This window comes from Rhizobium sp. HT1-10, assembly GCF_049472505.1.
Classification (GTDB): domain Bacteria; phylum Pseudomonadota; class Alphaproteobacteria; order Rhizobiales; family Rhizobiaceae; genus Rhizobium.
The window spans coordinates 304150-327492 of sequence record NZ_JBCEBQ010000002.1 but is presented as its reverse complement, the minus strand read 5'-3'; the positions used below and the strand labels follow the sequence as shown (position 1 = coordinate 327492).

Here is a 23343-nt window from a genome sequence, read left to right as displayed (position 1 = left end):
CCCAGCCGTGGCAGTCTGCAGACTTAATGCCGTGTCGTCTCTGTTCCCTGGATGGCGGACAGAAGCCATTCCGTGCCCGGGCGGCGGGTAAAGGTCCAGATTTCAGTCGATTCGCTGGCATTCCGGTCGTCGCCGTCGACGAGCTTGCCGCTGCTGCGATCCACCATGGCGTCGATGCTCGAATAGCGCATGGCCATCGTGGCAAAGTCGACGCCGTTTTCACGCCAGGCTTCGGAGACGTCGCCCTGCAGCAGCTTCACCTGAGAAACCGTGTTACGCACGCCGTTGGTGGCGTTTTCGCCGAGTTCCTCTGCGAGATAGGACATAGCTTCCGGCGTCGTCAGGGCGCGGATGGCACCGTAGTCCTCGGCACCATAGGCGGTCTGGATCTTCGTGAGCAGCGCTTCGAAACGGCTATAGTCCGTCGGCGACAGGCCGATTTCGTCGCTCGGCTTGGCGGCCGTCTTCGGTCCATTGCCGGAGCCGTAGCCAGACCCGCCCATGGTCGGAATGCGGAAGGACGGCGTCATCGGCGACGGACCGGCATAGGCATTGGCGCCAGGGCGCGCCGACGGTGCTGCAGAAGCGCCCTGCCGACGATTGGCGAAGAAGCGCATGGCCAGCATGACGAGGCCGCCGACCACGGCGATCTGCAGCAGCATGCCGAGGAAGCCCGCAGCGCCGCCGAAGCCATGGCCCAGGAACATGCCGAGCAGGCCACCGATCGCCAGGCCGCCGAGCAGCGAACGGCCGAAGCCGCCGAACATGCCGCCGGTGCGCGGTGCGTTGACGCCGGGCTGCGGAGCCGATTGCGGCGCGGTCTGCGGTGTCATCGAGCGCTCGATCGGCGCTGCCGTCGTGGGAGCGGTGCTGGTTGCGGGCGGTGCCGAATAGGTGCGGGTGCCACGGCTGCCGAAGCTCATGCCACCGCCGGCGCGCCGGGCGTCCGCGTCACTCATTGTGGCAAAGACGCTCGCCGCGGAAACGACGGCAATAAGGGCGATTTTGGCGAAACGCGGGGCAGCGGGCATTGCTTCTCCTGTGAGGCACGAATTGTCCAGCCCTCCATATAGGGAGTGCAGATCACAGTTTTAAGCTCTGATGCCGATTTCCGCTGTCAAACAGCGCGCGAAGGCAAGGAAGCGAGGCGCCGTCCCACAGAAAGAGGCCTCCATCGCATGCTATCTACGGCGTAACGCGTCCTTAGACGGACGCGCGTATTTCGACCGGAACACCCTTGTAGGCCGGCGTTCCCGATTTCCGGTCGTAATGGCCAAGGGCGATGACGCTGTTCATTTCCGGATAGTATCCGGCGACCGAGCCCTTCGGGATATCGTAGGTAACGACGGTGAAACCGCGCACCGTTTTTTCTGCCGCCGGGCTCTCGTTGGGGTAGTGGCTGGCGATGATGTCGATCTTGTCGCCCTCCGCGAGGCCACGCGCCGCCAGGTCGTCCTTGTTCATGAACACCACGTCGCGCCGGCCGAAGACGCCGCGATAGCGGTCGTCCATGCCGTAGATGGTGGTGTTGTACTGGTCGTGGCTGCGCAGCGTCGTCAGCACCAGGATGTTGTCATTGGAGAGCCGTGGATCTTCGTCGACGCCGGGGGCGACCAGGAAGGTCGCCTTGCCGCTTTCGGTCTTCCATGTGCGGTAGCTTGCCGGAATATCCAGCCGGAAGCCGCCCTTGACGCGGACGCGCGCGTTGAAATCGTGAAAATCCGGAAAGACCACCTCGATCTTGTCGCGGATACGGTCGTAGTTGTCGACCATGCCGTCCCAGTCGATACCATAGCGGTCGCCCAGCGTCGCCTTGGCCATGCCGGCAACGACCGAGGGTTCGGAGCGCAGGTGCTCGCTCGGCGGATTGAGGAAACCGCGCGAGGCATGCACCATCGACATGGAATCCTCGACCGTCACCGACTGCGGCCCGGACTTCTGGGTGTCGAGATCGGTGCGGCCGAAGACCGGCAGCAGGATCGATGTCTTTGCGAGCAGCAGGTGTGAGCGATTAATCTTGGTGGTGATGTGGACCGCGAGGTCGAGCTTGCGCATGGCAGCGAAGGTGGCGTCGGGATCGGGCATCGCCACGGCGAGGTTGCCGCCGAGGCAGATCAGCGCCTTCGACGTGCCGTCGCGGATCGCCTCGACGGCTTCGACCGCATTATGGCCCTTGTCCATCGTCGGGCGGAAGCCAAAGGCACGCTCGATGCCGTCGATCAGTGACTTGGTGGGAATCTCGGTGATGCCGACCGTGCGGTCGCCCTGGACGTTGGAGTGGCCGCGCAACGGGCAGATGCCGGCGCCTTCCTTGCCGATATTGCCGCGCAGCATCAGGAAATTGGCAAGCTGCTGGACATTGGCGGTGCCGTTGGCATGCTGCGTGATGCCCATGCCGTAGCAGAGGATGACCTTGTTGGCATTGAGGTAGACGTCGACGGCACTGTCGAGCGCGGTGCGTGTCAGGCCCGAGCTTTCGAGAATCGTCTCCCAGCTGGTGGCGTCGACATCCGCCTTCAATGCCTCCAGACCGACCGTATGGGTCTCGATGAACTCGCGGTCCAGCACGCCCGTGCCGCCGGCAGCGAGATCGGCGGCATCACGCTCGAAGATCGCCTTCATCAGGCCCTTCAGCGCCGCCAGATCGCCGCCGGTGCGGACCTGGTGATAGGCCGAAGCGATCGGCGTCGAGGAGAAGGTCGCCATTTCCACCGGGCTCTGCGGCGAGGCGAATTTCTCCAGCGCCCGCTCCTTCAGCGGGTTGAAGACGATGATCGGCACGCCGCGGCGGGCCGCCTCATGCAGGGTTCCCATCATGCGCGGATGGTTGGTGCCGGGATTGTGGCCGAACGAGAAGATCGCATCGCAGTGGTCGAAATCGTCGAGCGTCACCGTCCCCTTGCCGACACCGATCGATTTCGGCAGGCCGACGCTGGTCGCCTCGTGGCACATGTTCGAGCAATCGGGGAAATTATTGGTGCCGTAGGCGCGAACGAACAACTGGAACAGGAAGGCGGCCTCGTTCGAGGCGCGGCCGGAGGTGTAGAATTCGGCCATGTGCGGATCGGGCAGCTTGTTCAGCTCGGCGCCGATCAGCCTATAGGCTTCGTCCCATTCGATCGGCACGTAGCGGTCGCTGGCGCGGTCGTAGACCAGCGGGTGAGTAAGGCGGCCGGCGTCTTCGAGCTTGTGGTCGGTCCAGTGCCAGAGGTCGCTGACGGTGTTGTCTGCAAAGAAGGTCGGGCCGACGCGCTTGGCGGTCGATTCCCAGGTGATCGCCTTGGCGCCGTTTTCGCAGAATTCGAAGGAGGAGGTGTGTTTCGGATCGGGCCAGGCGCAGCCGGGACAGTCGAAGCCATCAGCCTGGTTCGCCTTCAGCAGCGTCGCTGTCCCCTGCGCCACCACCTGCTGCTGGGCCAGCGTCTTGGCGACGGCGCGCAGCGCGCCCCAGCCGCCAGCCGGCGCGTCATAGGTTTCGATGCCTTCGGGACGCTTCTTGCTCACGGTGCTTCCTCTTCCTGATCGATTTGGGCAAAGCGACCACAGCCGCATTCGGTCATTATAGACCAGCGCTGACGAAGGGCCAGTCACGAAGCGGCGACCCCGCGCCTGCCACCGACGCCGTTTTTGCCGACCGAATGGCAACAATATTCACTGTTGCCAGGGCCATAGGGTCGCCGCGGCGTTGAATTTCAGCGGGCGTAGTGCCAGTATGGTTCAAATGATTTGCAGCGACGGGGAAAGCGGGATTTGGCCACGGGCAAGGTAAAATGGTTCAACGTAACCAAGGGCTATGGTTTTATCACGCCGGACGATGGTAGTGCCGATGTCTTTCTGCACCTTCGTAAAATAGAAGAGGCCAAGCTTCCGCCGCTCGAGCCTGGGACATCGTTGGAATATACGCTGGGCGACAAGAACGGCAAGATCTTTGCCGAAAACCTGGTGCTGCTGGCAGCGCCGGCTCCTGCCCCCAAGGTTGAAGCGCCCGTCCAGCAGAAGCGCAGCCCGAACCCGGTCGTCCAGGAACTGGATGCCGACGCCGAATTCGAGCGCGAATGGGGTCTGCGGCGATTCTGATCGAATTTCCGAAGGCAAAAGCCCGCCCTCCCGAAGTCAGCGAGGAGGAACAGGCAGCCCTGCCGACGCCGCGGATGCTCTCTTGGGCGCGCAATGCGACGCTTTCCCGCCTCGAACGCCGGATGATGACGGAGCGGGAACTCTCCGAAGCGATCGTCAAGAAAGCCAAGGCAAAATTCGAGGATGTCACGGAGGAGCAGCTGAAAGCCATTTCGGCTGCGGCCGTGGCGCTGGCCTATGAGCAGAAGGCGCTGGACGACGGCGCCTATGCCCGGCAGAAGACGCAATCGGCGGTGCGCAACGGCAAGTCCAAGCGCTTTATTGCCCAGACGCTGTCGGCGAAAGGCGTCGATACGGAAGTTGCCGCCACTGCCCTTCAGGAAACCGACGATCTCTACGCCGCTGTTGTCTTTGCCCGCAAGCGCGCCTTTGGTCCATTCCGACGCGGAGACGCGGACGAAAAGCGCAAGGCCAAGGAACTCTCGGCGCTTGCCCGCAACGGTTTTGGCTTCACGATCGGCAATGCCGTGTTCGAGATGAGCCTGGAAGAGGCGGACGCCATCCTGCGCGGCTGACCGCCTCCCCCGTCAAGCCAGCTATTCGTCTTCGGCCGCGTTGGCTGCGTCTTCGTCCAGCAGGTTCTGTGCCAGCTCGCTGATGGCGACCTCGGCTTCTTCCAGCGACCATCCGACAGCCTCGGCGCGCTTGGCAAGTGCTGCCAGCGCCGGAGACATGGTGCCGCCTGCTGCCGCGACCACGGTGTTGGACTGAACGCCGGCGATCTCCATGAACGCCTTTTCCAAGGCCTCCTGGCAGTCGATATCCCTGTCGCGATACTTTCCTTCGCGCTGCGGCTTGGTGAGCGGGTTCATCTTGTCTCCGATCCGGTCTCGTTAGCGGGCGATTTAAGCCTGCACCTGTCCGTATGCAAGGGCGTGCGCCAATGTTGCTATGCCGCCGCCCGATCCGATGTCTGAACACCGGCCGCGAGCCCGGTGCCCGTGCCGCAAGGCGTGCTCGGGTTGATTTTTCTGGATCGAGCCCATCTGGACGTTTATTGCCAGGGAACGCGCCGTCTCCATCGACGTTGCAGGCAGACGCAACGAGGCCCTCCGATTGATGCTCTTTCGTAAATTACCAGATTTCTCCCGCCGTCGCGCCCTGTGGACGGCGGCAGCCTCCGCTATGCTGGCGCCGTCAGCGGCCTTTGCCGCCGAAGGCGCCAAGGGCGGGGGCTCGGAAAGCCTGTTCCTGATCCAGATCGTCATCCTGGTGGTCATCGGACGCCTGCTCGGCGAGGCCATGGTGCGGATCGGCCAGCCATCGATCATGGGACAGATCATCGGCGGAATTCTGCTCGGTCCCTCCGTGCTCGGCCAGATCTGGCCGGATGCGCAGGCGCAGATGTTCCCGAGCTCGCCGGAGCAGAAGAGCATGATCGATGCCGTGGCGCAGCTCGGTATCCTGTTCCTGCTACTGCTGGCCGGCATGGAGACCGACTTAGGGCTGGCGAAGCGCCTGAGACGGGCGGCGCTCGGCGTTTCGCTGACCGGCATCGTCGTGCCGTTCGCCTTCGGCTTTGCGCTCGGCGAGCTGATCCCGACCGATTTCCTGCCCGATCCGGACAAGCGGCTGGTGACCTCGCTGTTTCTCGGCACCGCGCTGTCGATCTCGTCGGTCAAGATCGTCGCCTCTGTCGTGCGCGAGATGGATTTCATGCGCCGCAATGTCGGCCAGCTGATCGTCGCCTCGGCGATCATCGACGATACGGTCGGCTGGGTGATCATCGCCGTCACCTTCAGCCTGGCGGAGAAGGGTGCGGTCGACCTGCCGACGCTTGCCAAGGCCGTCATCGGCACGCTCGCCTTCATGGCCTTCAGCTTCACCATCGGCCGCAAACTGGTGTTCGAGATCATTCGCTTCACCAATGACCGCTTCCGCAGCGACCTGCCGGTTCTGAGCGCCATCATCGCCATCATGGGCGGCATGGCGATCATCACCAACGCGATCGGTGTCCATACGGTGCTCGGCGCCTTCGTGGCCGGTATTCTGGTCGGCGAATCGCCGATCCTGACGCGACAGATCGACGAGCAGCTGCGGGCACTGACGACGGCCCTGTTCATGCCGGTGTTTTTCGGCCTCACCGGATTGCATACCGACCTCAGCGTGCTGGCCGATCCCTCGACGCTGTTGCTGGCCGTCGGGCTGATCGTCATCGCCAGCCTCGGCAAGTTCGGCGGTGCCTTTGCCGGTGCCAAGATCGGCAAATTCTCCAATGCCGAGGCCTTGGCGCTCGGCTGCGGCATGAATGCCCGCGGCTCGACCGAGGTGATCGTCGCCACCATCGGCCTGTCGGTCGGCGTTCTCGACGAGCGGCTGTTTTCGGTCATCGTCGCCATGGCGGTCGTGACCACCATGGCCATGCCGCCGACGCTGCGCTGGGCCCTGGCGCGCCTGCCGATGCGCGACGAGGAGCGTGAGCGGCTGAAGCACGAGGAGTTCGAGGAGCGCAGCTTCCTGCAGAAGTTCGAGCGCATCCTGCTCGCAATCGACGTGTCGCCGAGCAGCCATCTGGCGGCGCGCATCTCCGGCCATTTCGCCGCCGTGCGCAAGACACCTGTCACCGTGCTCGATATCGTCGGGGAAGATGCTCCGACCCAGTCGAAAACGGGCACTGAAAAGGCGGATGCCGATACGGATCCCAAGGCGGCCGAGGCCCGCCTCGAGGACGGCGCCGGGCGCGTCCAGGCGGCGGCCGATGAGGCAGTGGCCGCGACGACCGATCCGGCATCGACCGAAACAACCGATATTCACATCACCACCAAGATTAAGGATGCCAACCTGCGCAAGATCCTCGGCGAGAGTGCCGAGAAGGGGCATGACCTGCTGTTCGTCGGGGTGGAGCCGACCGTCGATGCGGCCGGCGGCTTCCACGAGCAACTGTCGGTGATGACCTCGGCTTTCAAGGGAACGACTGCGATCGTCTCCTGTCGTGGCGATTTGCCGTCGGACCCGGACTTGCGCATCCTCGTGCCGATCAGCGGCACCGAGCGCTCGACGCGCGCGGCCGAGCTGGCTTTCGTCATCGCCAAGGCGACGGGGTGCCGGATCACCGTGCTTTACATCCGCGAACCGCACCAGATGCGTTCGCTGCCGCGTGTCAGCGATTCCAGCAATGCCCATGTCGCCGCCTTCAAGAAGATCGACGAGATCGCCCTCTACAATGGCGTCAAGGTGCGCAAGATCGTCCAGGAGGGCTCAGCCCCGGAACTGTCGATCCTGCGGCATGCCCGGCGCGGCAACTACAGCCTTATCGTGCTCGGCGTCAGCCGCAGGGCGGGCGAGCGCCTGTCCTATGGCGCCATCGCCGATACGCTGCTCGAAACCGCCGATCGCTCCTTCGTGTTTTTCGAGACGGAATAGCGATCTCGGCGACTAATTCGATTGGGAACCTATTGATCGGGACTGCGTTCTGGTGGTCATTCTCCATCATCTCAGGATGCCACCTTGGACAATACCCCGCACGCCCCGACCCGTCGCGCCGAAAGGCCTGCCGATGCCGTGGAGGACGAGAACCAGACGCCGACCGCCGATGGGCAGGAACAGGACGAAGCGCAGGCCGAGGCGGAAAAGAAACCCTCGGTATTTCGCCGCCATCCCTTCATCGTGCTGCTGGCGGCGATCGCCATCGTTCTGCTTGCTGTCGGCGCCTATGCCTACTGGCTGATCTATGTGCATCCCTATGAAACGACCGACGATGCCTTTGTCGATGCCCGCAGCTTTTCGGTTGCGACCAAGGTGTCGGGCTATGTCTCCGATGTGCCGGTGACAGACAACCAGCATGTCAATGCCGGCGACGTGATCCTCAGGATCGATCCGCGCGACTATCAGATTTCGCTCGACCAGGCGAAGAGCCAGATCGACGTGTCGAATGCCGCCATTGCCAATGCCGATGCGCAGATCGCAGCCAGCGCCGCCTCGATCGATCAGCAAAAGGCGCAGGAAGCCTCGGCAAAGGCCGCGCTGCAGTTCGCCAAGGACGAGGCTGCTCGTCAGGATCAGCTGCTTAAAACCGGTGCCGGCTCGCAGCAGACGCAACAGCAGGCGACGTCGACCCTGCGCCAGAACGAAGCCAATCTGGCCCAGGCGCAGGCGAGCGTCACCTCCGCCGTCAAGAACAAGGCGGCGGCCGAAGCCCAGCGCGCCAGCGCCGTCGCCGATCTTCACCAGGCCGAGGCGCAGGTCGAGACCGCCGAGCAGAACCTCAAATATACGACGATCACGGCGGCCCAGCCGGGCCGCGTCGTCCGGCTCAGCGGTTCCAAGGGCCAGTATGTGCAGGCGGCGCAGGCGGTGGCCATGTTCGTGCCGGATGAAATCTGGGTAACGGCCAATTTCAAGGAAACGCAGTTGACCGACATGCGCCCGGGGCAACCGGTCGATGTGACGATCGACGCCTATCCGGATCATGTGCTTGCAGGCAAGGTCGCCTCCGTGCAGCCCGGCTCGGGCACGGCCTTCTCGCTGTTGCCGGCCGAGAACGCCACCGGCAACTACGTCAAGGTGACCCAGCGGGTGCCGGTCAAGATCGTCGTAGACAAATGGCCATCAGATGTTTCGATCGGACCCGGCATGTCGGTGATCCCGACCGTCACCGTGCGCCCGAGGCACTGAGCGTGAGCGGCGCTGTCACCGCCGGCGGGGCGAAGTCGGATGCTTCCCCCACCGTTAATCCCTGGCTCATCGCGATGGTCGTCTCGCTGGCGACCTTCATGGAGGTGCTGGATACGACGATCGCCAATGTGGCGTTGCGCTATATCTCCGGCGGCCTCGCCGTCAGTTCCGACCAGGCATCCTGGGTGGTGACCACCTATCTCGTTTCCAACGCCATCGTTCTGGTGGCGAGCAGCTTCATCGCCAAGCGCTACGGCCGTCGTCGCTTCTATCTCGCCTGCCTTGCCGTGTTCACGGTCTCCTCGATCCTCTGCGGGCTGGCTTGGAACCTCGAGTCGCTGCTGCTGTTCCGCATGATCCAGGGCTTTGCCGGTGGCGGCATGGTGCCGATCTCGCAGTCGATCCTGGCGGATTCCTTTCCGCCGGCCAAGCGCGGCCAGGCCTTTGCGTTGTTCGGTGTCGCCGTCGTCGTGGCGCCGGTCGTCGGCCCGACGCTCGGCGGTTATCTGTCCGACAACTTCTCCTGGCACTGGTGCTTCCTGATCAATGGCCCCGTGGGCGTGCTTGCCATCGCGCTGGTCTACATGCTGGTGAAGGAGCCGGAAAAGCTGCGCCAGGAGCGGGCTGAGATGCGCCGCAAGGGTATCCGCTTCGATATCGTCGGCTTCCTGCTTGTTGCGACCTTCCTCGGTGCCCTCGAGATGGTGCTCGATCGCGGCCAGACGGAAGACTGGTTCGATTCGACCTTCATCGTCGTCACCACCACCCTCTGCGTCGCCGCCTTCATCGCCGCCATCCCGTGGCTGATGACGAAGCGAAACCCGATCATCGATGTCGGGCTGCTGGCCAGCCGGCAGTTCGGGTCCTGCTTCATCGTGATGCTGGCAACCGGCGCCATCCTGATCGCCACGACCCAGTTCATTCCGCAGGTCCTGCAGGAAAACTTCGGCTACACCGCGACCTGGGCGGGCCTGGCGCTGTCTCCCGGCGGCCTCGTCACGATGGTCATGATGTTCGTCTGCGGTCGGCTGGCGACCAAGGTGCAGCCGCGCTATCTGATCGCCATCGGCGGCGGCATCATCGCGGCCGCCATGTGGGACATGACGCGGCTCTACGGCGATCTCAATTTCGGCTTCTTCGTCTGGTCGCGCATGTATCTGGGTCTCGGCCTGCCGCTGATTTTCATCCCCATCACGTCCGCCTCCTATGATGGGCTGCGGCCCGACCAGACAGACCAGGCCTCGGCGCTGATCAACGCGGCGCGCAACACCGGCGGGTCGATCGGCGTGTCAATTGCCTCGAACGTGCTCGCCCATCGCGAGCAGTTCCACCAGAGCCGGCTGGTCGAAGGCGTGGTGCCATCGGATCCGGGCTATACCAGCAGCCTGCAATCGGTGACGAACTATTTCATCGGGCGCGGATCGAGCATGGCCGATGCGCAATCGCAGGCGCTCGCCTGGATCAGCAATCAGGTGCAGCAACAGGCGAGCTATCTCGCCTATATCGACGTGTTCCACACGCTGATGGTCATCTCGCTCGCCGTCATCCCGCTGGCGCTAATCCTGCGCAAGATCGACCTCAGTGGCGGAGCGCCAGCCGGTGCGCATTGAGCCTACCCGTTCGCGATGTCGGCTGCGTCAGCCCCGTTTCGCTCCGATCGCGGCACGTCTGACACCTGTCGGTGTCGGGATAGGGTTGAGAATTTGCCCGAAGCAAACGACGGCTATGCGCTCGCCTGTGGTCTTTGCGATGTACATGTAGTTGTCGGCACGCTTGACGAAGGATGCCATTCCGTCGTCGGCCTGCAGGAAGGCTACGCCGATGGCGGCGCCGGTATAGGTCACCATGCCGTCAATGGCGATCGGCTTGAAGACACGCTCCATGGTCTCCTGGATGGTCTGCCCGAGGCTTATCCGCAATGCCGGGTCGATGTTGATCAGCACGGCGAACTCGTCGCCGCCGATCCGTGCGATAAAGTCGTTGGCACGGAAATGTTCTCGCAGGCGCGCTGCGACAGTCCGCAGGACCTCGTCTCCCGCGCCATGGCCCAGCCTGTCGTTGACGGCCTTGAATCCATTGAGATCGATGAAGGCGAGCGCCAGCGTGTCATTGGTCGGCCCGTGACTGGCGATATGATCTATGATAAATTCGTCGAAGCTGGCCCTGTTCGGCAGTCCCGAAAGGGCGTCCGTGCGGGCAGATGCCTTCAACGCGTTTTCGATCTCCCGTTGCTGGCGGACGCGCGACGAGACATCAACGATGACCTCGACATCGAAGGAGACACCATCGACGACGGTGCGCTGGGCGGAGATCAGCGTCGGTATCGTCGTGCCGTCGACATGGCAGATATCGACCTCTTCGAGTTCGAAGCTTCCCTCCTCGGTCAGCAGGCGATGACGTCGGTCGCGGGCCGGGCTATCGATGGCCGAGCCCTCGGAGGTCAATATCTTGCCCTTGATCCTGTCCCAGCTCTGCCCGGTGAGCCGCAGATAGGCGTCGTTCACCTTGGCGTAGCTCGAGGTTTTCGCGTCACTGGTGGTTATCGCCATGGCGATCGGTGCCAGCTCGAACATCCGCATCAGCATAGAAGCCAATACCTCCGGGGGGATGATGTCACGCTCGTCCATATCAGTCCTGTATTGTCACGAATGTGAACATATAGCCCAAAATTATTAAGGGCATGCTTATTCGCGGCTGAGCTTAAACTGTAGCCGGCGTTTCAATATCGGTCATGGAAACGGATCTGTGCGCCCACAGTTGGCGGGGCTTTGTCTGCATAGAGGCGGGGTTATCAAGGCCGGAGGAAGCGGGTTTTTGGCTTCGTCTCAGGAATGCAGCCCGCGCGTCGGTCTTTCGTCGCCGCGATGGTAATTGTGAGCATCGACAAGAGCTTCGATGATGGCGAGCGTCAGCCGGACAACCCGCTGCTCCCGCGTCCAGCCTGAAGAGTTGTCTGTCGATTCAATGATATCGAATCCCTGATCGGCAACGATGGCTTCAGCCCGATCGATGGCCCAGCCGGTAAAGTTCTTGGTGCCGCTCATTTTCATTCCCGATAACACACAGCTATCTGTCCTCGGACGAGGACTAAAGGATTCAAACGAAGAAAGAGTTAAGCCGAAAACCCCGGTCTCGGACGAGACTGTGCCAAATTCGAGCAGCAAGGTTGGCTGGTGCGCGGCGGTGCCAAAATTGACGAAATACAAAAAAGCCGGGCATTTCAGCCCGGCTTTGGAGATCGTCAGTCGCTAGCATCAGGCCCAGGGATGGGAGGCTGCGTTTGCCTTTTCGAAGCGGTCGATCGACGCGCCCTTTTCCAATGTCAGGCCGATGTCGTCGAGGCCGTTCAGCAGGCAATGGCGCTTGAAGGCATCGAGGTCGAAAGTGATCGAGCCGCCATCGGGGCCGCTGATCGTCATGTTTTCGAGGTCGACCGTCAGGACGGCGTTGGAACCGCGCGAGGCGTCGTCCATCAGCTTTTCCAGATTCTCGGGCGAGACCGTGATCGGCAGGATGCCGTTCTTGAAACAGTTGTTGTAGAAGATATCGGCGAAGCTGGTCGAGATGACGCAGCGGATGCCGAAGTCGAGCAGGGCCCAGGGCGCATGCTCGCGCGACGAGCCGCAGCCGAAATTGTCGCCGGCAACCAGGATCTTGGCGTTCTGGTAGGCTGGCTTGTTGAGAACGAAATCGGGGTTCGGCGTGCCGTCGTCCCGGTAGCGGGCTTCGGCAAACAGGCCGACGCCGAGGCCGGTGCGCTTGATGGTCTTCAGATAATCCTTCGGGATGATCATGTCGGTATCGACATTGACGACCGGAAGAGGTGCCGCGACACCCGTCAGCTTCACGAACTTGTCCATGGGAATTCCTGCCTGCGATTTCGCCGTATCAACGGATTTTTTCAGCCCATAGAGCAAATCGGGCAAGAAATGAAGAAAAATATCACTGCGATGCCCGGTCGACGCGTACCCTGGCGATCAGGCCGCGCTGCTCACATGTCGATGATCGTGCCTCGGCCATCGTTCCAGACGCGCATGGATCGGCTGCGGTCCGCCTTGGCGCGAACGGGCACCGGCTTGGCGCGGGTCGAAAGCACGCGAACGGCGAGAAACAACGTGAGAATGGCGGCGAAAACCAGCGTCAGTGAAACGGTGAGAAGCGCAAGCCCCGCAAAAACGGCGACGCCGACGACGGCTAAGAACAGCGAACGGATATTCTTCATGGCTTTGGGACCTTTCTCTGCAGCCAATGTGGCCCCAGATCTCCTTGCTTGCAAGAGGAGCGTGGCTTTTTGTTGTCTTGCCTGAGAGGGTAAAGCTTGGCAGAACTCGCTGATGAGCCGTTTACCGCACACCCGTTCCACCCGCCTGCGTCGTTCCGTCCTCAGCGTGCCGGCGATCAACCGGCGGGCGCTCGACAAGATCCACAGTCTCGACTGCGATGCGGTGATTTTCGATCTTGAGGATTCGGTGGCGCCGGACAGCAAAGCCGAAGCCCGCGACAATCTGCGCACCTTCTTCGCCGGCCCTCTGCCAGTCGGCAAGGAGCGCATCATCCGCATCAACGCGCTGGCCTCCGGATACGGCAATGCGGACCTGGATCTGGTGCTGGCCCTCCAGCCGGATGCCGTGCTTCTGCCCAAGGTCGACGAGCCACAGGATATCATGGCGGTCAGCGACCGGCTTTATGAGGCCGATGCGCCGGAGAGCCTTCGCATCTGGGCGATGATCGAGACGCCGAGCGGGATTCTGAATGCCGCCGCGCTCGCCGAGGCCGGCCGGACAGCCGGCTCGCGACTCGATTGTTTCGTCGTCGGTCTCAACGACCTGCGCAAGGAGACCGGCGTGCTGCCTTTGCCGGGCCGCAGCTATCTAGTGCCATGGCTGATGCAGGTGGTGCTGGCGGTGCGCGCCTACGGGCTCGACGCGATCGACAGCGTCTTCAACGATTTCAAGGACCTCGATGCCCTTGCCGCCGAATGCGCGCAGGGGCGGGCGATGGGCTACGACGGCAAGATGCTGATCCATCCGGCCCAGATCGAGGCTGCCAACCGGCATTTCGGCCCCGACCAGGCGGCCATCGAACAGGCACGAAAGATCATCGCCGCCTTTGCCGATCCGGCCGCTGCCGGGCTCAACGTCATCACTCTTGATGGGCAGATGGTCGAGCGGCTGCATCTTGTCGAGGCCGAAGCGCTGGTCCATAAGGCCAGCCTGATTGCAGATAGAAAGACGCCTTCATGAAACTCTATCGCTTCCTCACCGGCCCGGACGATGCCTCCTTCTGCCACAAGGTTTCGGCCGCGCTTGCCAAGGGCTGGGTGCTGTCGGGCTCGCCGACCTACGCCTTCAACGCGGCCACCGGCGCAATGCAGTGCGGCCAGGCGGTGGTGAAGGACGTCGAGGGCAAGGACTACGATCCCGAGATGAAGCTGTCCGAGCAATAGCCAGCAGCTTTAGCGGTCGGTCGCCTCTTCGGCACTTGCCTCGATGCGCTCCATGTCGGCGTCGCTGAGACCAAAATGGTGGCCGATCTCGTGGATCAGCACATGGGTGATGATATCGCCAAGCGTCTCGTCGTTCTCGGCCCAGTAGTCGATGATCGGTCGGCGATAGAGCCGGATTCGGTTCGGCATCTCGCCGGTTTCTACGGTGAAACGCTCGGAAATGCCGCGCCCCTCGAACAGGCCGAGCAGGTCGAACGGCGTTTCCAGTGCCATGTCCTCGAAGATCTCGTCGTCCGGAAAGTCCTCGATCTCGATCGAGAGGTTGCCGGTCAGCGCGCGGAATTCCTCTGGCAGATGACCATAGGCTTCGGCCGCCAGCGACTCGAATGCGCTGATGGTCGGCGCATGGCGGTCCCGCCAATCGTCGCTCTGGTCAATGCGCGCCATGATTTCATTCCCTTCTTTCGGCCCATATAGAGGCTTTGGCGGAATTTTTCGAGAGCCAATTCAATGCAGGAATAAATTCACAACGAATCCCTGTTGACTCTTCTTTAGCGGTCTGGAATCTATGGGAACATAACAGGAACGATCTCATCAGGAGCTAACGTCCATGGCCCACAATGCCGTGGCGCGGGAGACGCTTTTTGCCCTGCGCGAAACCATCGCCCGTCTGGAAGGCAAGCCCGTGCCGGCCCTTGCGGCGGCTGAACACGCTGTTCTGGCAGGCCTTTCGCCGGTCTCGCGACCCCCTGGCCCAAAGGCACCCAAGGTGCTTTCCACCGGCGTGCCCGATCTCGACGCGGTGCTGCAGGGTGGTTTTCCCCTGGACGCGCTGACTGAGATCCGCTCGTCAAGCCTGCGCGATGCTGGAGCGACGACAGGCTTTGCTCTGGCGCTGACGGCAAGGCTGAGGACACGGGACGGTGAGGCCGGACTTTCTCCGGTCCTGTGGATCGGCGAGCGGATGGCGATGCTGGAAGCTGGCCTGCCCTACGCGCTGGGGCTTCGGGATTTTGGCGTCGCGCCCCGCGGTTTCCTCTACGCAGCGCCGCGCAAGCTCGACGAGGCGCTGTGGTTGGCGGAGGCTGCCCTTGCCAGCGCCGCCTTTACCCTCGTCGTGCTGGAGGTGCGCGGCAATCCCAACCATTTCGGGCTGACGGAAAGTCGGCGCCTCAGTCTCCGGGCCAAGGCGGCAGGGCGACCGCTGTTCGTCCTTCGGCAGGCCGGAGAAGAGGAGGCGAGCAGCGCCCTGCTGCGCCTCCATGTCGAACCTGCGCCGGCCTCGGCGCGGTCCTTGCCGGACGGATCGATGCTGGGCGGCAGCATCGGCAACCCGTCTTTCCGTCTCAACCTGGAAAAAAGCCGCAACCCGGCTCCCCTCTCCTTTGTCCTGGAATGGAATGCCCATGACCGCCAATTTTCCCCTGTCTCCCAGTACCCTGCCCTTGTCGCGCGGCCAGCAGCGTATCCTGGCGCTCAGCTTTCCGCGCCTGCCGACCGATCGGATCGCCCGCAAGCGATGGGGTCTGTCCTGGCGTACCACCGGGCGTCCTGAGGCGTCGCCGCTGGTCTGCGCCGGGCGGGTGAAGAATGCCATGCGGCTGACGGCGCTGGAAGCTGCGGCCGAGGTCATCGGGCTGAAACCGGGGCAAGGCGTGGCGGAGGCGCGGGCGATGTGCCCGGATCTCGATGTGGTCGAGGATGACGAGGTGGCCGACCGGCGGCTGCTGGAGGCCATGGCCGATTGGTGCGATCGCTATACGCCGCTGGTGTCGCTCGACGGTCGCGACGGATTGTTCCTCGATATCACCGGCTGCGCCCATCTGTTCGGCGGCGAAAAGGCCCTGCTGAAGGACATCCTGTTCCGGCTGTTCCATCTCGGCCTGGAGGTGAGGGGTGCGATTTCCTCCTCGCCGGGCCTCTCCTGGGCCGTCGCCCGCTTCGGTCGCAGCGGCATTGTGGAAGAGGACGAGATGGAGACGGTGCTTGCGCCGCTGCCGGTGGCGTCGCTGCGGCTCGACGGCCCAACCGTGGCCGCTTTGCACAAGCTCGGCCTGAAGCAGGTCGGCGACATCCTGTCGGCCGCCCGGGCGCCGCTGGCGCGCCGCTTCGGCTCGCTCCTGCTGCTGCGCCTCGACCAGGCGCTTGGGCTCGACGAGGAGCCGATCTCGCCCCGCCGTCCGGTGGCAAGCCTTTCGGCCGAACGGCGCCTGATCGAACCAGTGCGCGCGGAGGACGATATTCTTCAACTGGCAGGCCAGCTCGGGCTCGCGCTGAAGCCGGGGCTGGAGGCGCGTGGCGTCGGCGGGAGGCTGTTCGAACTGCTTCTCTTCCGGGTCGATGGTGCCGTATTCCGGGTTTTGGCGGGAGCATCCAAGCCTTTGCGCGAGCCGGAACGGATTGCGGCATTGTTTCGCGAGCGCATCAAGGCTGTGCACGACGACCTCGATGCCGGCTTCGGCTATGAAATCGTCCGGCTCAATGTGCTGCAGCACGAGGTGTTCGATGCGCTGCAGGCGGATTTTACCGCTGCGGGGCAGTCGGAACAGTCTTTGGCTGCTTTTGTCGACCAGGTCGCGGCCCGTTTGGGGAGCGCCTGCCTTCAGGCGCTGGAAATGGTGGAAAGCCACGTGCCGGAGCGCGCGGCCCAGTTTGTGCCCGCGGCCGGGCTGTTGTCGGAAAAGCCGGCTCCGGATCGCGCTCCTGCAGCTGGCTCAGGCCGCTCCGAGCGGCCGGTGCGGCTTTTCAGGACGCCCGAGCCGGTCGAAACCTTCATGGCCGAGGTTCCGGAAGGGCCGCCGCAACGGTTTCGCTGGCGGCGGACGATGCATGAGGTGCTGCGCGCCGAGGGGCCGGAGCGGCTGGCGCGTGAATGGTGGATCGACGGCGAGGATGCGCCGCCGCGCGATTATTTCAGGCTGGAAGTGCAGGGCGGCCATCGCTTCTGGATGTTTCGCGAGGGGCTCTATGGCCATGGCGCGCCACCGCGCTGGCTGATGCACGGGGTCTTCGCGTGAGCCCGGCCGCTTCCGCCGTCTTTTTCGAGATCGGCGCCAGGACAAATTTCTCCTTCCTCGAGGGAGCGTCGAGCCCGGAGGAAATGGTCGGGGCGGCCGAGGTCGTGGGCCTTGCGGGGCTGGGCATCGCCGATCGCAACAGCGTGGCGGGCGTGGTGCGCGCCCATGCGATTGCCCGGCAGAGCAATTATCGTTTCCAGCCCGGCGCCCGGCTGGTGTTTGCCGATGGGACGCCGGATATTCTCGCCTACCCCCAAAACCGCAAGGGATGGGGCCATCTTTGCCGCCTGCTCAGCGCCGGCAATCTGCGCGCGGAAAAGGGCGCCTGCATCCTCTATGAGGAGGATCTTATTGCCTGGGGCGACGCGATGATGCTGGCCGCCGTCCCCGCGCCTGCCCTTGTCGAGGACAAGGCCGGCTGGCAGGCCCTGTCTGACTGTCTCGAACGATTGCGGACGCGCTTTCCACGGCAGTTGCACCTGGTCCTCTCACCGTCCTATGACGGCCGCGACCGCTTGGTCTTCGAGGCTTTTGCGATGCTGGCATCGAAAGTGCGGTTGCCGCTGATCGCCACCAACCAGCCGCTCTACCATGTCCCTGCCCGTCGCCCGCTGGCCGATATCGTCACGGCCATCCGCGAACATGTGGCGGTCGCCGACGCCGGCTTTCTGCTGGCGCCGAATGCCGAGCGGCACCTGAAGCCGGCGCGGGAAATGGCGCGGCTGTTTGCCGCCTATCCCAGTGCGGTCGAAAACAGCCAGAGCTTCTTTGCGCGCCTGCAATTCTCGCTCGATGAGCTGAAGCATAATTATCCGGACGAAAGCGCGCCGGGCGAGACGGCGGCGCAGACCCTGGAGCGCTTGACATGGCTTGGCGCCGCGCGGCGCTATCCGGCGGGCGTGACGGAGAAAATCGCCACGCAGATCCGCTACGAACTCGACCTCATTCGCCAGAAGGGCTACGAATCCTACTTCCTGACGGTTCACAACATCATCCAGCACGCCCGCTACGAGCTGAATATCCTGTGCCAGGGGCGCGGCTCGGCGGCCAATTCGACGCTCTGCTATTGTCTTGAGATCACCGAGGTCAATCCGGAGAAGAGCACGCTGCTGTTCGAGCGCTTCATTTCGATGGACCGTGACGAGCCGCCTGACATCGATGTCGATTTCGAGCATGCCCGTCGCGAGGAGGTAATCCAGCACATCTACAAGACCTATGGCATCGCCCATGCCGGCCTGACGGCGGCGGTGACCAGCTACCGCGCGCGCTCTGCCGGTCGCGAGGTCGCCAAGGCTTTCGGGCTCTCGGAAGACGTGCAGTCGGCTCTCGCGAGCACCGTCTGGGGCTGGTCATCCGACGACCTGTCGGAGCGCGAGGCGCGCGCCGCGGGGCTCGACCTGTCGGACCGCACCACCCAGCGGGTGCTGTCCTACGCGTCGGAACTGATGGGATTTCCGCGCCACCTGACCCAGCATGTCGGCGGCTTCGTCATCACCCGCGACCGGCTCGACGAGATCGTGCCGATCATGAATACCGCCATGCCCGATCGCTACATGATCGAATGGGACAAGACCGACCTCGATGTGCTCGACATCCTGAAAGTCGACATCCTGGCGCTCGGCATGCTGACCTGCCTTGCCAAAGCGTTCCAGATGCTGGCGCTGCACTACGAGGTCAAGAAGACGCTGGCCGATCTCGGCAACCGCGATCACGAGGATGGCGAGCCGGTCTACGACATGATCTGCCGGGCGGATACGATCGGCGTCTTCCAGATCGAAAGCCGGGCGCAGATGAGCATGCTGCCACGCCTGCGGCCCCGCGTTTTCTACGATCTGGTGATCGAGGTGGCCATCGTTCGGCCTGGGCCGATCCAGGGCGACATGGTGCATCCCTATCTGAAGCGGCGGGAAGATGTCCGCCTCGGACGGGAGATCGATTATCCGAGCCCGGCGCTGAAGGAGGTGCTGAAGCGCACCCTCGGCGTGCCGCTGTTTCAGGAGCAGGCGATGCAGATTGCCATTACCGCCGCCGGCTTTCCCCCGGCCAAGGCCGATCGCCTACGCCGCTCCATGGCAACCTTCAAGCGCTCCGGAAAGGTCAACGAATTCAGGGATGACATGATCGCCGGCATGTTGGCGAACAACTATACCCAAGAATTCGCCGAGCGCTGCTTCAGCCAGATCGAGGGCTTTGCCGAATACGGCTTCCCGGAGAGCCACGCCGCCTCGTTCGCGCTGCTGGTCTATGCTTCCTGCTGGTTCAAGGCCTACTATCCAGATGTGTTCTGCGCAGCCCTTTTGAATTCGCAACCGATGGGCTTCTACGCGCCGGCGCAGTTGGTGCGCGATGCCCGCGAGCATGGGGTTGAGGTGCGTCCGGTCGATATCAACCTGTCCGAATGGGATTCGACCCTCGAATCCTGTGCGAGGGGATCGCCCATCGATCGGCGGCATGCCTCGATGCGCGATGTCATCCGGACGCAAAAGGCGGTGCGGCTCGGCTTCCGTCAGGTGCGCGGCCTGTCGGAGGAGGATATCCGGCATAGGCTCGTGGCCCGGCGTGGTGGTGGCTATGGGTCCGTGCGCGATCTCTGGCTGCGCTCGGGACTGACGAAAAGCGACATCGAGAAGCTGGCCGATGCCGATGGCTTCCAGTCGATTGGGCTTAGCAGGCGCGAGGCTCTCTGGGCGGTGCGGGCGCTCGATGCCAGGAGCGCTGCGGAAAAGCTGCCGCTGTTCGATCTTGCCGACCGCGCCGATCTGCAAATCGAACCCGATGTCATCCTCCCCGCCATGCTCCCGGGCGAAGAGGTGATCGAGGATTATCGCGCCCTGTCGCTGTCGCTGAAGGCGCATCCGGTGGCCTTCCTGCGGGCTGATTTCGCGCAGATGGGCATTGTCCGCAATGTCGATCTTCTGACCGTGCCGTCCGGCCGCAAGCTTACCATTGCCGGCCTGGTGCTGGTGCGCCAAAGGCCCGGTTCGGCCAAGGGCGTGGTTTTCATGACGCTGGAGGACGAGACCGGTGTTTCCAATGCCATTGTCTGGCCGAAGATCTTCGAGAAATACCGATCCATCGCCATGGGGGCGCGGCTGGTCAAAGTGCGTGGCCGGCTGCAGAGCGCCAATGGCGTCATTCACGTCGTTGCCGACCATCTTGAGGATCTGACACCGTCGCTCGGCCTCCTCCAGCGCGAGGCCCGCCGCTTCGGTGCCAGCGAAAGGGCCGACGAGGCCCTGCGACCGACAGCCGATCACCGGCAGAAGAAGCAGGCCTTGCAGAGCGAACGGCTGAAAAAGGAGCGCCTTGCGCGCAGTCTTGCCCATGATGCCGAGGTCGCCGAGACCGCCAGCGTCATGCCACGCGGGCGGAATTTCCATTGAATTCAGTGCGGCTCACGGCGATGTGACACTTTGACAACGGCTTCAGGCGGCTAGCAACGGAATCTTTCTTGACATCCCGGCTCTTCTTTTGCAAAAACAGGATAGCAAGTGTCATGTTTGACGGACTGAAGAACCATGCTGGTTTGCAGCTGTAATTACATCACCGATCACGACATCAGGGCGGTCATCACCGAGCTGCTGGATCAGGATTGCTGGCAGTTGATCGTGCCCTCGAAAGTCTATCACGCGATGTCGAAGCGCGGCCGCTGCTGCGGGTGCTTTCCCGCTGTTGTCGACCTGATCATACAGACAACCGAAGACTACCACGCCCGCCGCCACTCGACAGACAGCGAAATAGTTGATTTCATGTCCCGTCTCAAAAAATTCCATGAAGACCAGAGGAGAGCGGATATTGAAAGGCGACTTAAGAGTCATCGAGCGGCTTAACGAGGCCCTGTTCCTCGAACTGGGCGCAGTCAATCAGTACTGGGTCCACTACCGCCTTCTTGAAGACTGGGGCTACACCAAGCTCGCCAAGAAGGAACGCGCCGAATCGATCGAAGAGATGCAGCATGCCGACAAGCTGGTCGCGCGCATCATTTTCCTCGACGGCCATCCCAACCTCCAGACACTGGCGCCGCTGCGCATCGGCCAGAACGTCAAGGAAGTGCTCGAGGCTGATCTTGCCGGCGAATATGACGCTCGCGCGGCCTACAAGATTTCACGCGACATCTGTCACGATGCCGGCGATTATGTCTCGATGAAGTTGTTCGAAACGCTGCTCGCCGACGAAGAGGGCCACATCGACTTCCTGGAGACGCAGCTCGAGCTGTTCTCCAAGATCGGTGCCGAAAAATACGGCCAGCTCAACGCCGACTCGGCAGATTCAGCCGAATAGCTTTGCACGGCAGCTCAGGCTGCCGCGCCCCCTTCCCGATCAGCCGTCACTTTTTTCGATGCCGGCGAGATGCTGGAATTCGGCCACCACCTGTTGATAGACCGCGCGCTTGAAGGTGACGATCAACTCCGGCAGTTCTTCCATCCTCTTCCATTCCCACTGGTCGAATTCCGCCTGATGCCCGCCGGGTGGCGGGTTGATGGCGATCTCGCTTTCGTCGCCGTCGAAGCGGAAAGCAAACCAGCGCTGTGTCTGGCCGCGGAACTTGCCCTTGAGGCCGATGCCGATCAGCGCCGGCGGAAGATCGTAGTTGATCCAGTCGCTGGCTTCGGCAAGCAGCGTCACCGTCTTCATGCCGGTCTCCTCGTAGAGCTCCCGGTACGCGGCCTCCAGCGGATCCTCGCCGTCGTCAATCCCGCCCTGCGGCATCTGCCAAAGGTTGGACGAGCCGTCATATTCCGAATTGCCGATCGGAATGCGCCGGCCGGCCCAGACGAGGCCCTCGGCGTTGAGAATCATGACGCCGACGCAGGGGCGATAGGGCAGGTCGTCGGCTTTGACGGGAGTGGATTTGTTGCTCATGGGATCCTCGTGTCAGGGGCGTTTCGGGTCATTGGCCAGCGCCGAAACGGCGACGATCTCGATGCCGCGCGTGGCAGCATTCTCACACCAGGCGGAGATCGCGTCGACGCTTTCGTCGAAGGCGGAAGCAATGCCGATCGCCGAACCGTTGCGGCGGGCAATCCGCTCGAGCTCATCGAGCTTGCGGGTGATGGCGTCGGCGTTGAGTTCACCGTCGAGCTGGATATCGGCAAAGGCGTGGGGCACCGCCAGCCTCTTTGCCAGGGTGCCGGATTTCGACTGCGCCGAAGTGCCGTCGTCTAGAAACAGAAGGCCGCGCTTGCCGATGTCGCGCATGACGGGTTCGAGCGCCGCGGGGCTCGCAAGAAAGCGGCCGCCGAGATAATTCATGACGCCGGTATAGTTGGTGATCTCGCCCATCGCCTTGTGCAGGTTCTCGATATTCCGGGCGGCGGATTGGGAGGTGAGAAGAGTGTCGGGGCCAGGATTGTTCGCGGGGTAGTCGAAAGGCTCGAGCGGCACCTGCAGAAGGATCTCATGGCCGCTGCGCCGAGCGTCCTGCATCCAGCGCTGCAGGCTGTTGCCACTGGCAGCAAAGGCCAGCGTCACCTCTTCCGGCAATTGCTTGATGGCCCGCTGCGTGCCTGTCTGGCTGAGACCGAGGCCGCCGACAACGATGGCGATGCGGGTCCCATGGGCGCCGGACCAGGGGCGTGCATATTGGTCCATCGGCCGCAGGCCCGTGGGCGAGACGATCGGCAGGCGGCCAAAGGGCGAAGTCTCCAACAGTGTGTCATTGGGCGTGGCGGCCATGCGCGGGTCCTGCCCGATCTGGTTCCCGGCGACCAGAACGGCGCCACTGCCGTCACGCGACTTGGGCGCATAGGTGGTGACGACGGAGCCATCGCCGGTCAAGGTGCGCTGGACATTGGCGCCCGACTGCGGATCGGCTCGGGGCATGCCCTCGGGCGTGGCGTCATCGACGGCCGGCGCATCGCCGGGAACCGTCGCCGGCGGCGCTTTTGCCGCGGTTTCAACCGGAGCGGTCTTCTCGAGCGGATCGCGGATGAGCGATGTGTAAAGGGAAAAGCCGGCAACGGCCATCAGGCAAAGGGCAGCCAGGAGGCTCCCGAAGGGCGGCAGACGGCGCTTGCGGCGCGGAGGACGGTTCTGTCCAAGCGGTGCGTGTAGATCCGTTCCCAATTTTCCTGTCCGCCCCAAAACCGGAAACGCTGTTCGTCTCGTGAAGGCGCCGGGTCTGTTTCC

Annotated in this window: 22 protein-coding genes; 12 read left to right on the top strand and 10 right to left on the bottom strand. The window is 63.2% G+C overall.

The features are described 5' to 3' along the window. Positions 1-23: 23 nt before the first annotated feature. Both VH564_RS06605 and VH564_RS06600 read right to left on the bottom strand, forming a co-directional pair. Entirely contained in the window at positions 24-1031 is a 1008-nt protein-coding gene (locus VH564_RS06605) for a Tim44 domain-containing protein (protein ID WP_423339009.1), read from the bottom strand. 172 nt (positions 1032-1203) lie between these two features. Continuing rightward, positions 1204-3504, bottom strand: coding sequence for an FdhF/YdeP family oxidoreductase (locus VH564_RS06600; protein WP_423339008.1), 2301 nt, complete (start codon positions 3502-3504; stop codon positions 1204-1206). A 246-nt stretch (positions 3505-3750) separates the two neighbouring features. Between VH564_RS06600 and VH564_RS06595 the strand changes: the two genes are divergently transcribed. Together VH564_RS06595 and recX are read left to right on the top strand one after the other, a co-directional pair. After that, positions 3751-4077: a cold-shock protein gene (locus VH564_RS06595; RefSeq protein WP_423339007.1), complete on the top strand. Its 327-nt coding sequence runs from the start codon at positions 3751-3753 to the stop codon at positions 4075-4077. Further along, positions 4056-4652, top strand: coding sequence for a recombination regulator RecX (gene recX / locus VH564_RS06590; protein WP_423339006.1), 597 nt, complete (start codon positions 4056-4058; stop codon positions 4650-4652). Before VH564_RS06595 ends, recX begins: the two co-directional genes overlap by 22 nt. A gap of 21 nt (positions 4653-4673) precedes the next feature. Here the strand turns inward: recX and VH564_RS06585 are convergent, their stop codons facing one another. Next, positions 4674-4949, bottom strand: coding sequence for a hypothetical protein (locus VH564_RS06585; RefSeq protein ID WP_423339005.1), 276 nt, complete (start codon positions 4947-4949; stop codon positions 4674-4676). A 247-nt stretch (positions 4950-5196) separates the two neighbouring features. Here VH564_RS06585 and VH564_RS06580 point away from each other — a divergent pair, with 247 nt between their 5' ends. The 3 genes from VH564_RS06580 (at position 5197) to VH564_RS06570 (ending at position 10361) form a co-directional block, all read left to right on the top strand. Further along, a complete protein-coding gene (locus VH564_RS06580) occupies positions 5197-7500 on the top strand; it encodes a cation:proton antiporter (RefSeq protein WP_423339396.1) in 2304 nt (767 codons plus the stop codon). A gap of 84 nt (positions 7501-7584) precedes the next feature. Then, positions 7585-8751, top strand: coding sequence for an HlyD family secretion protein (locus VH564_RS06575; protein ID WP_423339004.1), 1167 nt, complete (start codon positions 7585-7587; stop codon positions 8749-8751). Positions 8752-8825: 74 nt separating this feature from the next. Next, on the top strand, positions 8826-10361 hold the full coding sequence (locus VH564_RS06570) for a DHA2 family efflux MFS transporter permease subunit (RefSeq protein ID WP_423339395.1): 1536 nt from the start codon (positions 8826-8828) through the stop codon (positions 10359-10361). Positions 10362-10388: 27 nt separating this feature from the next. On the opposite strand, the gene VH564_RS06565 is transcribed toward VH564_RS06570, so the two are convergent. From VH564_RS06565 to VH564_RS06550, 4 genes are all read right to left on the bottom strand, one after another. After that, positions 10389-11378, bottom strand: a complete 990-nt coding sequence (locus VH564_RS06565) for a GGDEF domain-containing protein (protein ID WP_423339003.1) — start codon at positions 11376-11378, stop codon at positions 10389-10391. Between the two features lie 198 nt (positions 11379-11576). Then, positions 11577-11795 (bottom strand): hypothetical protein, encoded by a 219-nt coding sequence (locus tag VH564_RS06560; RefSeq protein ID WP_423339002.1) that lies wholly within the window; start codon positions 11793-11795, stop codon positions 11577-11579. A 210-nt stretch (positions 11796-12005) separates the two neighbouring features. After that, positions 12006-12611, bottom strand: coding sequence for a 3-isopropylmalate dehydratase small subunit (gene leuD, locus VH564_RS06555; protein WP_423339001.1), 606 nt, complete (start codon positions 12609-12611; stop codon positions 12006-12008). Positions 12612-12742: 131 nt separating this feature from the next. After that, positions 12743-12973 carry a hypothetical protein gene (locus VH564_RS06550; RefSeq protein ID WP_423339000.1) on the bottom strand — a complete coding sequence of 77 codons (231 nt, stop codon included), beginning with the start codon at positions 12971-12973 and terminating at the stop codon, positions 12743-12745. 112 nt (positions 12974-13085) lie between these two features. Between VH564_RS06550 and VH564_RS06545 the strand changes: the two genes are divergently transcribed. After that, the gene (locus VH564_RS06545; protein WP_423338999.1) at positions 13086-13994 is read left to right on the top strand and encodes an HpcH/HpaI aldolase/citrate lyase family protein; all 909 of its coding nucleotides are present in this window, start codon (positions 13086-13088) and stop codon (positions 13992-13994) included. Continuing rightward, positions 13991-14197 (top strand): DUF1737 domain-containing protein, encoded by a 207-nt coding sequence (locus VH564_RS06540; protein WP_423338998.1) that lies wholly within the window; start codon positions 13991-13993, stop codon positions 14195-14197. Before VH564_RS06545 ends, VH564_RS06540 begins: the two co-directional genes overlap by 4 nt. A gap of 9 nt (positions 14198-14206) precedes the next feature. Here the strand turns inward: VH564_RS06540 and VH564_RS06535 are convergent, their stop codons facing one another. Beyond that, a complete protein-coding gene (locus tag VH564_RS06535) occupies positions 14207-14644 on the bottom strand; it encodes a metallopeptidase family protein (RefSeq protein ID WP_423338997.1) in 438 nt (145 codons plus the stop codon). 163 nt (positions 14645-14807) lie between these two features. Here VH564_RS06535 and VH564_RS06530 point away from each other — a divergent pair, with 163 nt between their 5' ends. The 5 genes from VH564_RS06530 to bfr all read left to right on the top strand — a co-directional run bounded on the left by VH564_RS06530 (position 14808) and on the right by bfr (position 21495). Continuing rightward, entirely contained in the window at positions 14808-15752 is a 945-nt protein-coding gene (locus VH564_RS06530) for an ImuA family protein (RefSeq protein WP_423338996.1), read from the top strand. Continuing rightward, positions 15643-17214 carry a Y-family DNA polymerase gene (locus tag VH564_RS06525; RefSeq protein WP_423339394.1) on the top strand — a complete coding sequence of 524 codons (1572 nt, stop codon included), beginning with the start codon at positions 15643-15645 and terminating at the stop codon, positions 17212-17214. The genes VH564_RS06530 and VH564_RS06525 overlap by 110 nt, the downstream gene beginning before the upstream one ends. After that, positions 17211-20597: an error-prone DNA polymerase gene (locus VH564_RS06520; RefSeq protein ID WP_423338995.1), complete on the top strand. Its 3387-nt coding sequence runs from the start codon at positions 17211-17213 to the stop codon at positions 20595-20597. Before VH564_RS06525 ends, VH564_RS06520 begins: the two co-directional genes overlap by 4 nt. Positions 20598-20732: 135 nt before the next feature. After that, positions 20733-21044: a (2Fe-2S)-binding protein gene (locus tag VH564_RS06515; RefSeq protein ID WP_423338994.1), complete on the top strand. Its 312-nt coding sequence runs from the start codon at positions 20733-20735 to the stop codon at positions 21042-21044. Beyond that, a complete protein-coding gene (bfr, locus tag VH564_RS06510) occupies positions 21010-21495 on the top strand; it encodes a bacterioferritin (protein WP_423338993.1) in 486 nt (161 codons plus the stop codon). The genes VH564_RS06515 and bfr overlap by 35 nt, the downstream gene beginning before the upstream one ends. Before the next feature lie 39 nt (positions 21496-21534). On the opposite strand, the gene VH564_RS06505 is transcribed toward bfr, so the two are convergent. After that, the gene (locus VH564_RS06505; RefSeq protein WP_423338992.1) at positions 21535-22077 is read right to left on the bottom strand and encodes an RNA pyrophosphohydrolase; all 543 of its coding nucleotides are present in this window, start codon (positions 22075-22077) and stop codon (positions 21535-21537) included. A gap of 12 nt (positions 22078-22089) precedes the next feature. Further along, positions 22090-23280 (bottom strand): divergent polysaccharide deacetylase family protein, encoded by a 1191-nt coding sequence (locus VH564_RS06500; protein WP_423338991.1) that lies wholly within the window; start codon positions 23278-23280, stop codon positions 22090-22092. Positions 23281-23343 lie beyond the last annotated feature (63 nt).

Bases quoted from the DNA above. Each gene is read 5' to 3' on its own strand.
- VH564_RS06605 (WP_423339009.1), bottom strand. From the start codon at position 1,031: ATGCCCGCTGCCCCGCGTTTCGCCAAAATCGCCCTTATTGCCGTCGTT.
- recX (WP_423339006.1), top strand. From the start codon at position 4,056: ATGGGGTCTGCGGCGATTCTGATCGAATTTCCGAAGGCAAAAGCCCGC.
- VH564_RS06585 (WP_423339005.1), bottom strand. From the start codon at position 4,949: ATGAACCCGCTCACCAAGCCGCAGCGCGAAGGAAAGTATCGCGACAGG.
- VH564_RS06580 (WP_423339396.1), top strand. From the start codon at position 5,197: ATGCTCTTTCGTAAATTACCAGATTTCTCCCGCCGTCGCGCCCTGTGG.
- VH564_RS06570 (WP_423339395.1), top strand. From the start codon at position 8,826: ATGGTCGTCTCGCTGGCGACCTTCATGGAGGTGCTGGATACGACGATC.
- VH564_RS06565 (WP_423339003.1), bottom strand. From the start codon at position 11,378: ATGGACGAGCGTGACATCATCCCCCCGGAGGTATTGGCTTCTATGCTG.
- VH564_RS06560 (WP_423339002.1), bottom strand. From the start codon at position 11,795: ATGAGCGGCACCAAGAACTTTACCGGCTGGGCCATCGATCGGGCTGAA.
- leuD (WP_423339001.1), bottom strand. From the start codon at position 12,611: ATGGACAAGTTCGTGAAGCTGACGGGTGTCGCGGCACCTCTTCCGGTC.
- VH564_RS06550 (WP_423339000.1), bottom strand. From the start codon at position 12,973: ATGAAGAATATCCGTTCGCTGTTCTTAGCCGTCGTCGGCGTCGCCGTT.
- VH564_RS06545 (WP_423338999.1), top strand. From the start codon at position 13,086: ATGAGCCGTTTACCGCACACCCGTTCCACCCGCCTGCGTCGTTCCGTC.
- VH564_RS06540 (WP_423338998.1), top strand. From the start codon at position 13,991: ATGAAACTCTATCGCTTCCTCACCGGCCCGGACGATGCCTCCTTCTGC.
- VH564_RS06535 (WP_423338997.1), bottom strand. From the start codon at position 14,644: ATGGCGCGCATTGACCAGAGCGACGATTGGCGGGACCGCCATGCGCCG.
- VH564_RS06530 (WP_423338996.1), top strand. From the start codon at position 14,808: ATGGCCCACAATGCCGTGGCGCGGGAGACGCTTTTTGCCCTGCGCGAA.
- VH564_RS06515 (WP_423338994.1), top strand. From the start codon at position 20,733: ATGCTGGTTTGCAGCTGTAATTACATCACCGATCACGACATCAGGGCG.
- VH564_RS06505 (WP_423338992.1), bottom strand. From the start codon at position 22,077: ATGAGCAACAAATCCACTCCCGTCAAAGCCGACGACCTGCCCTATCGC.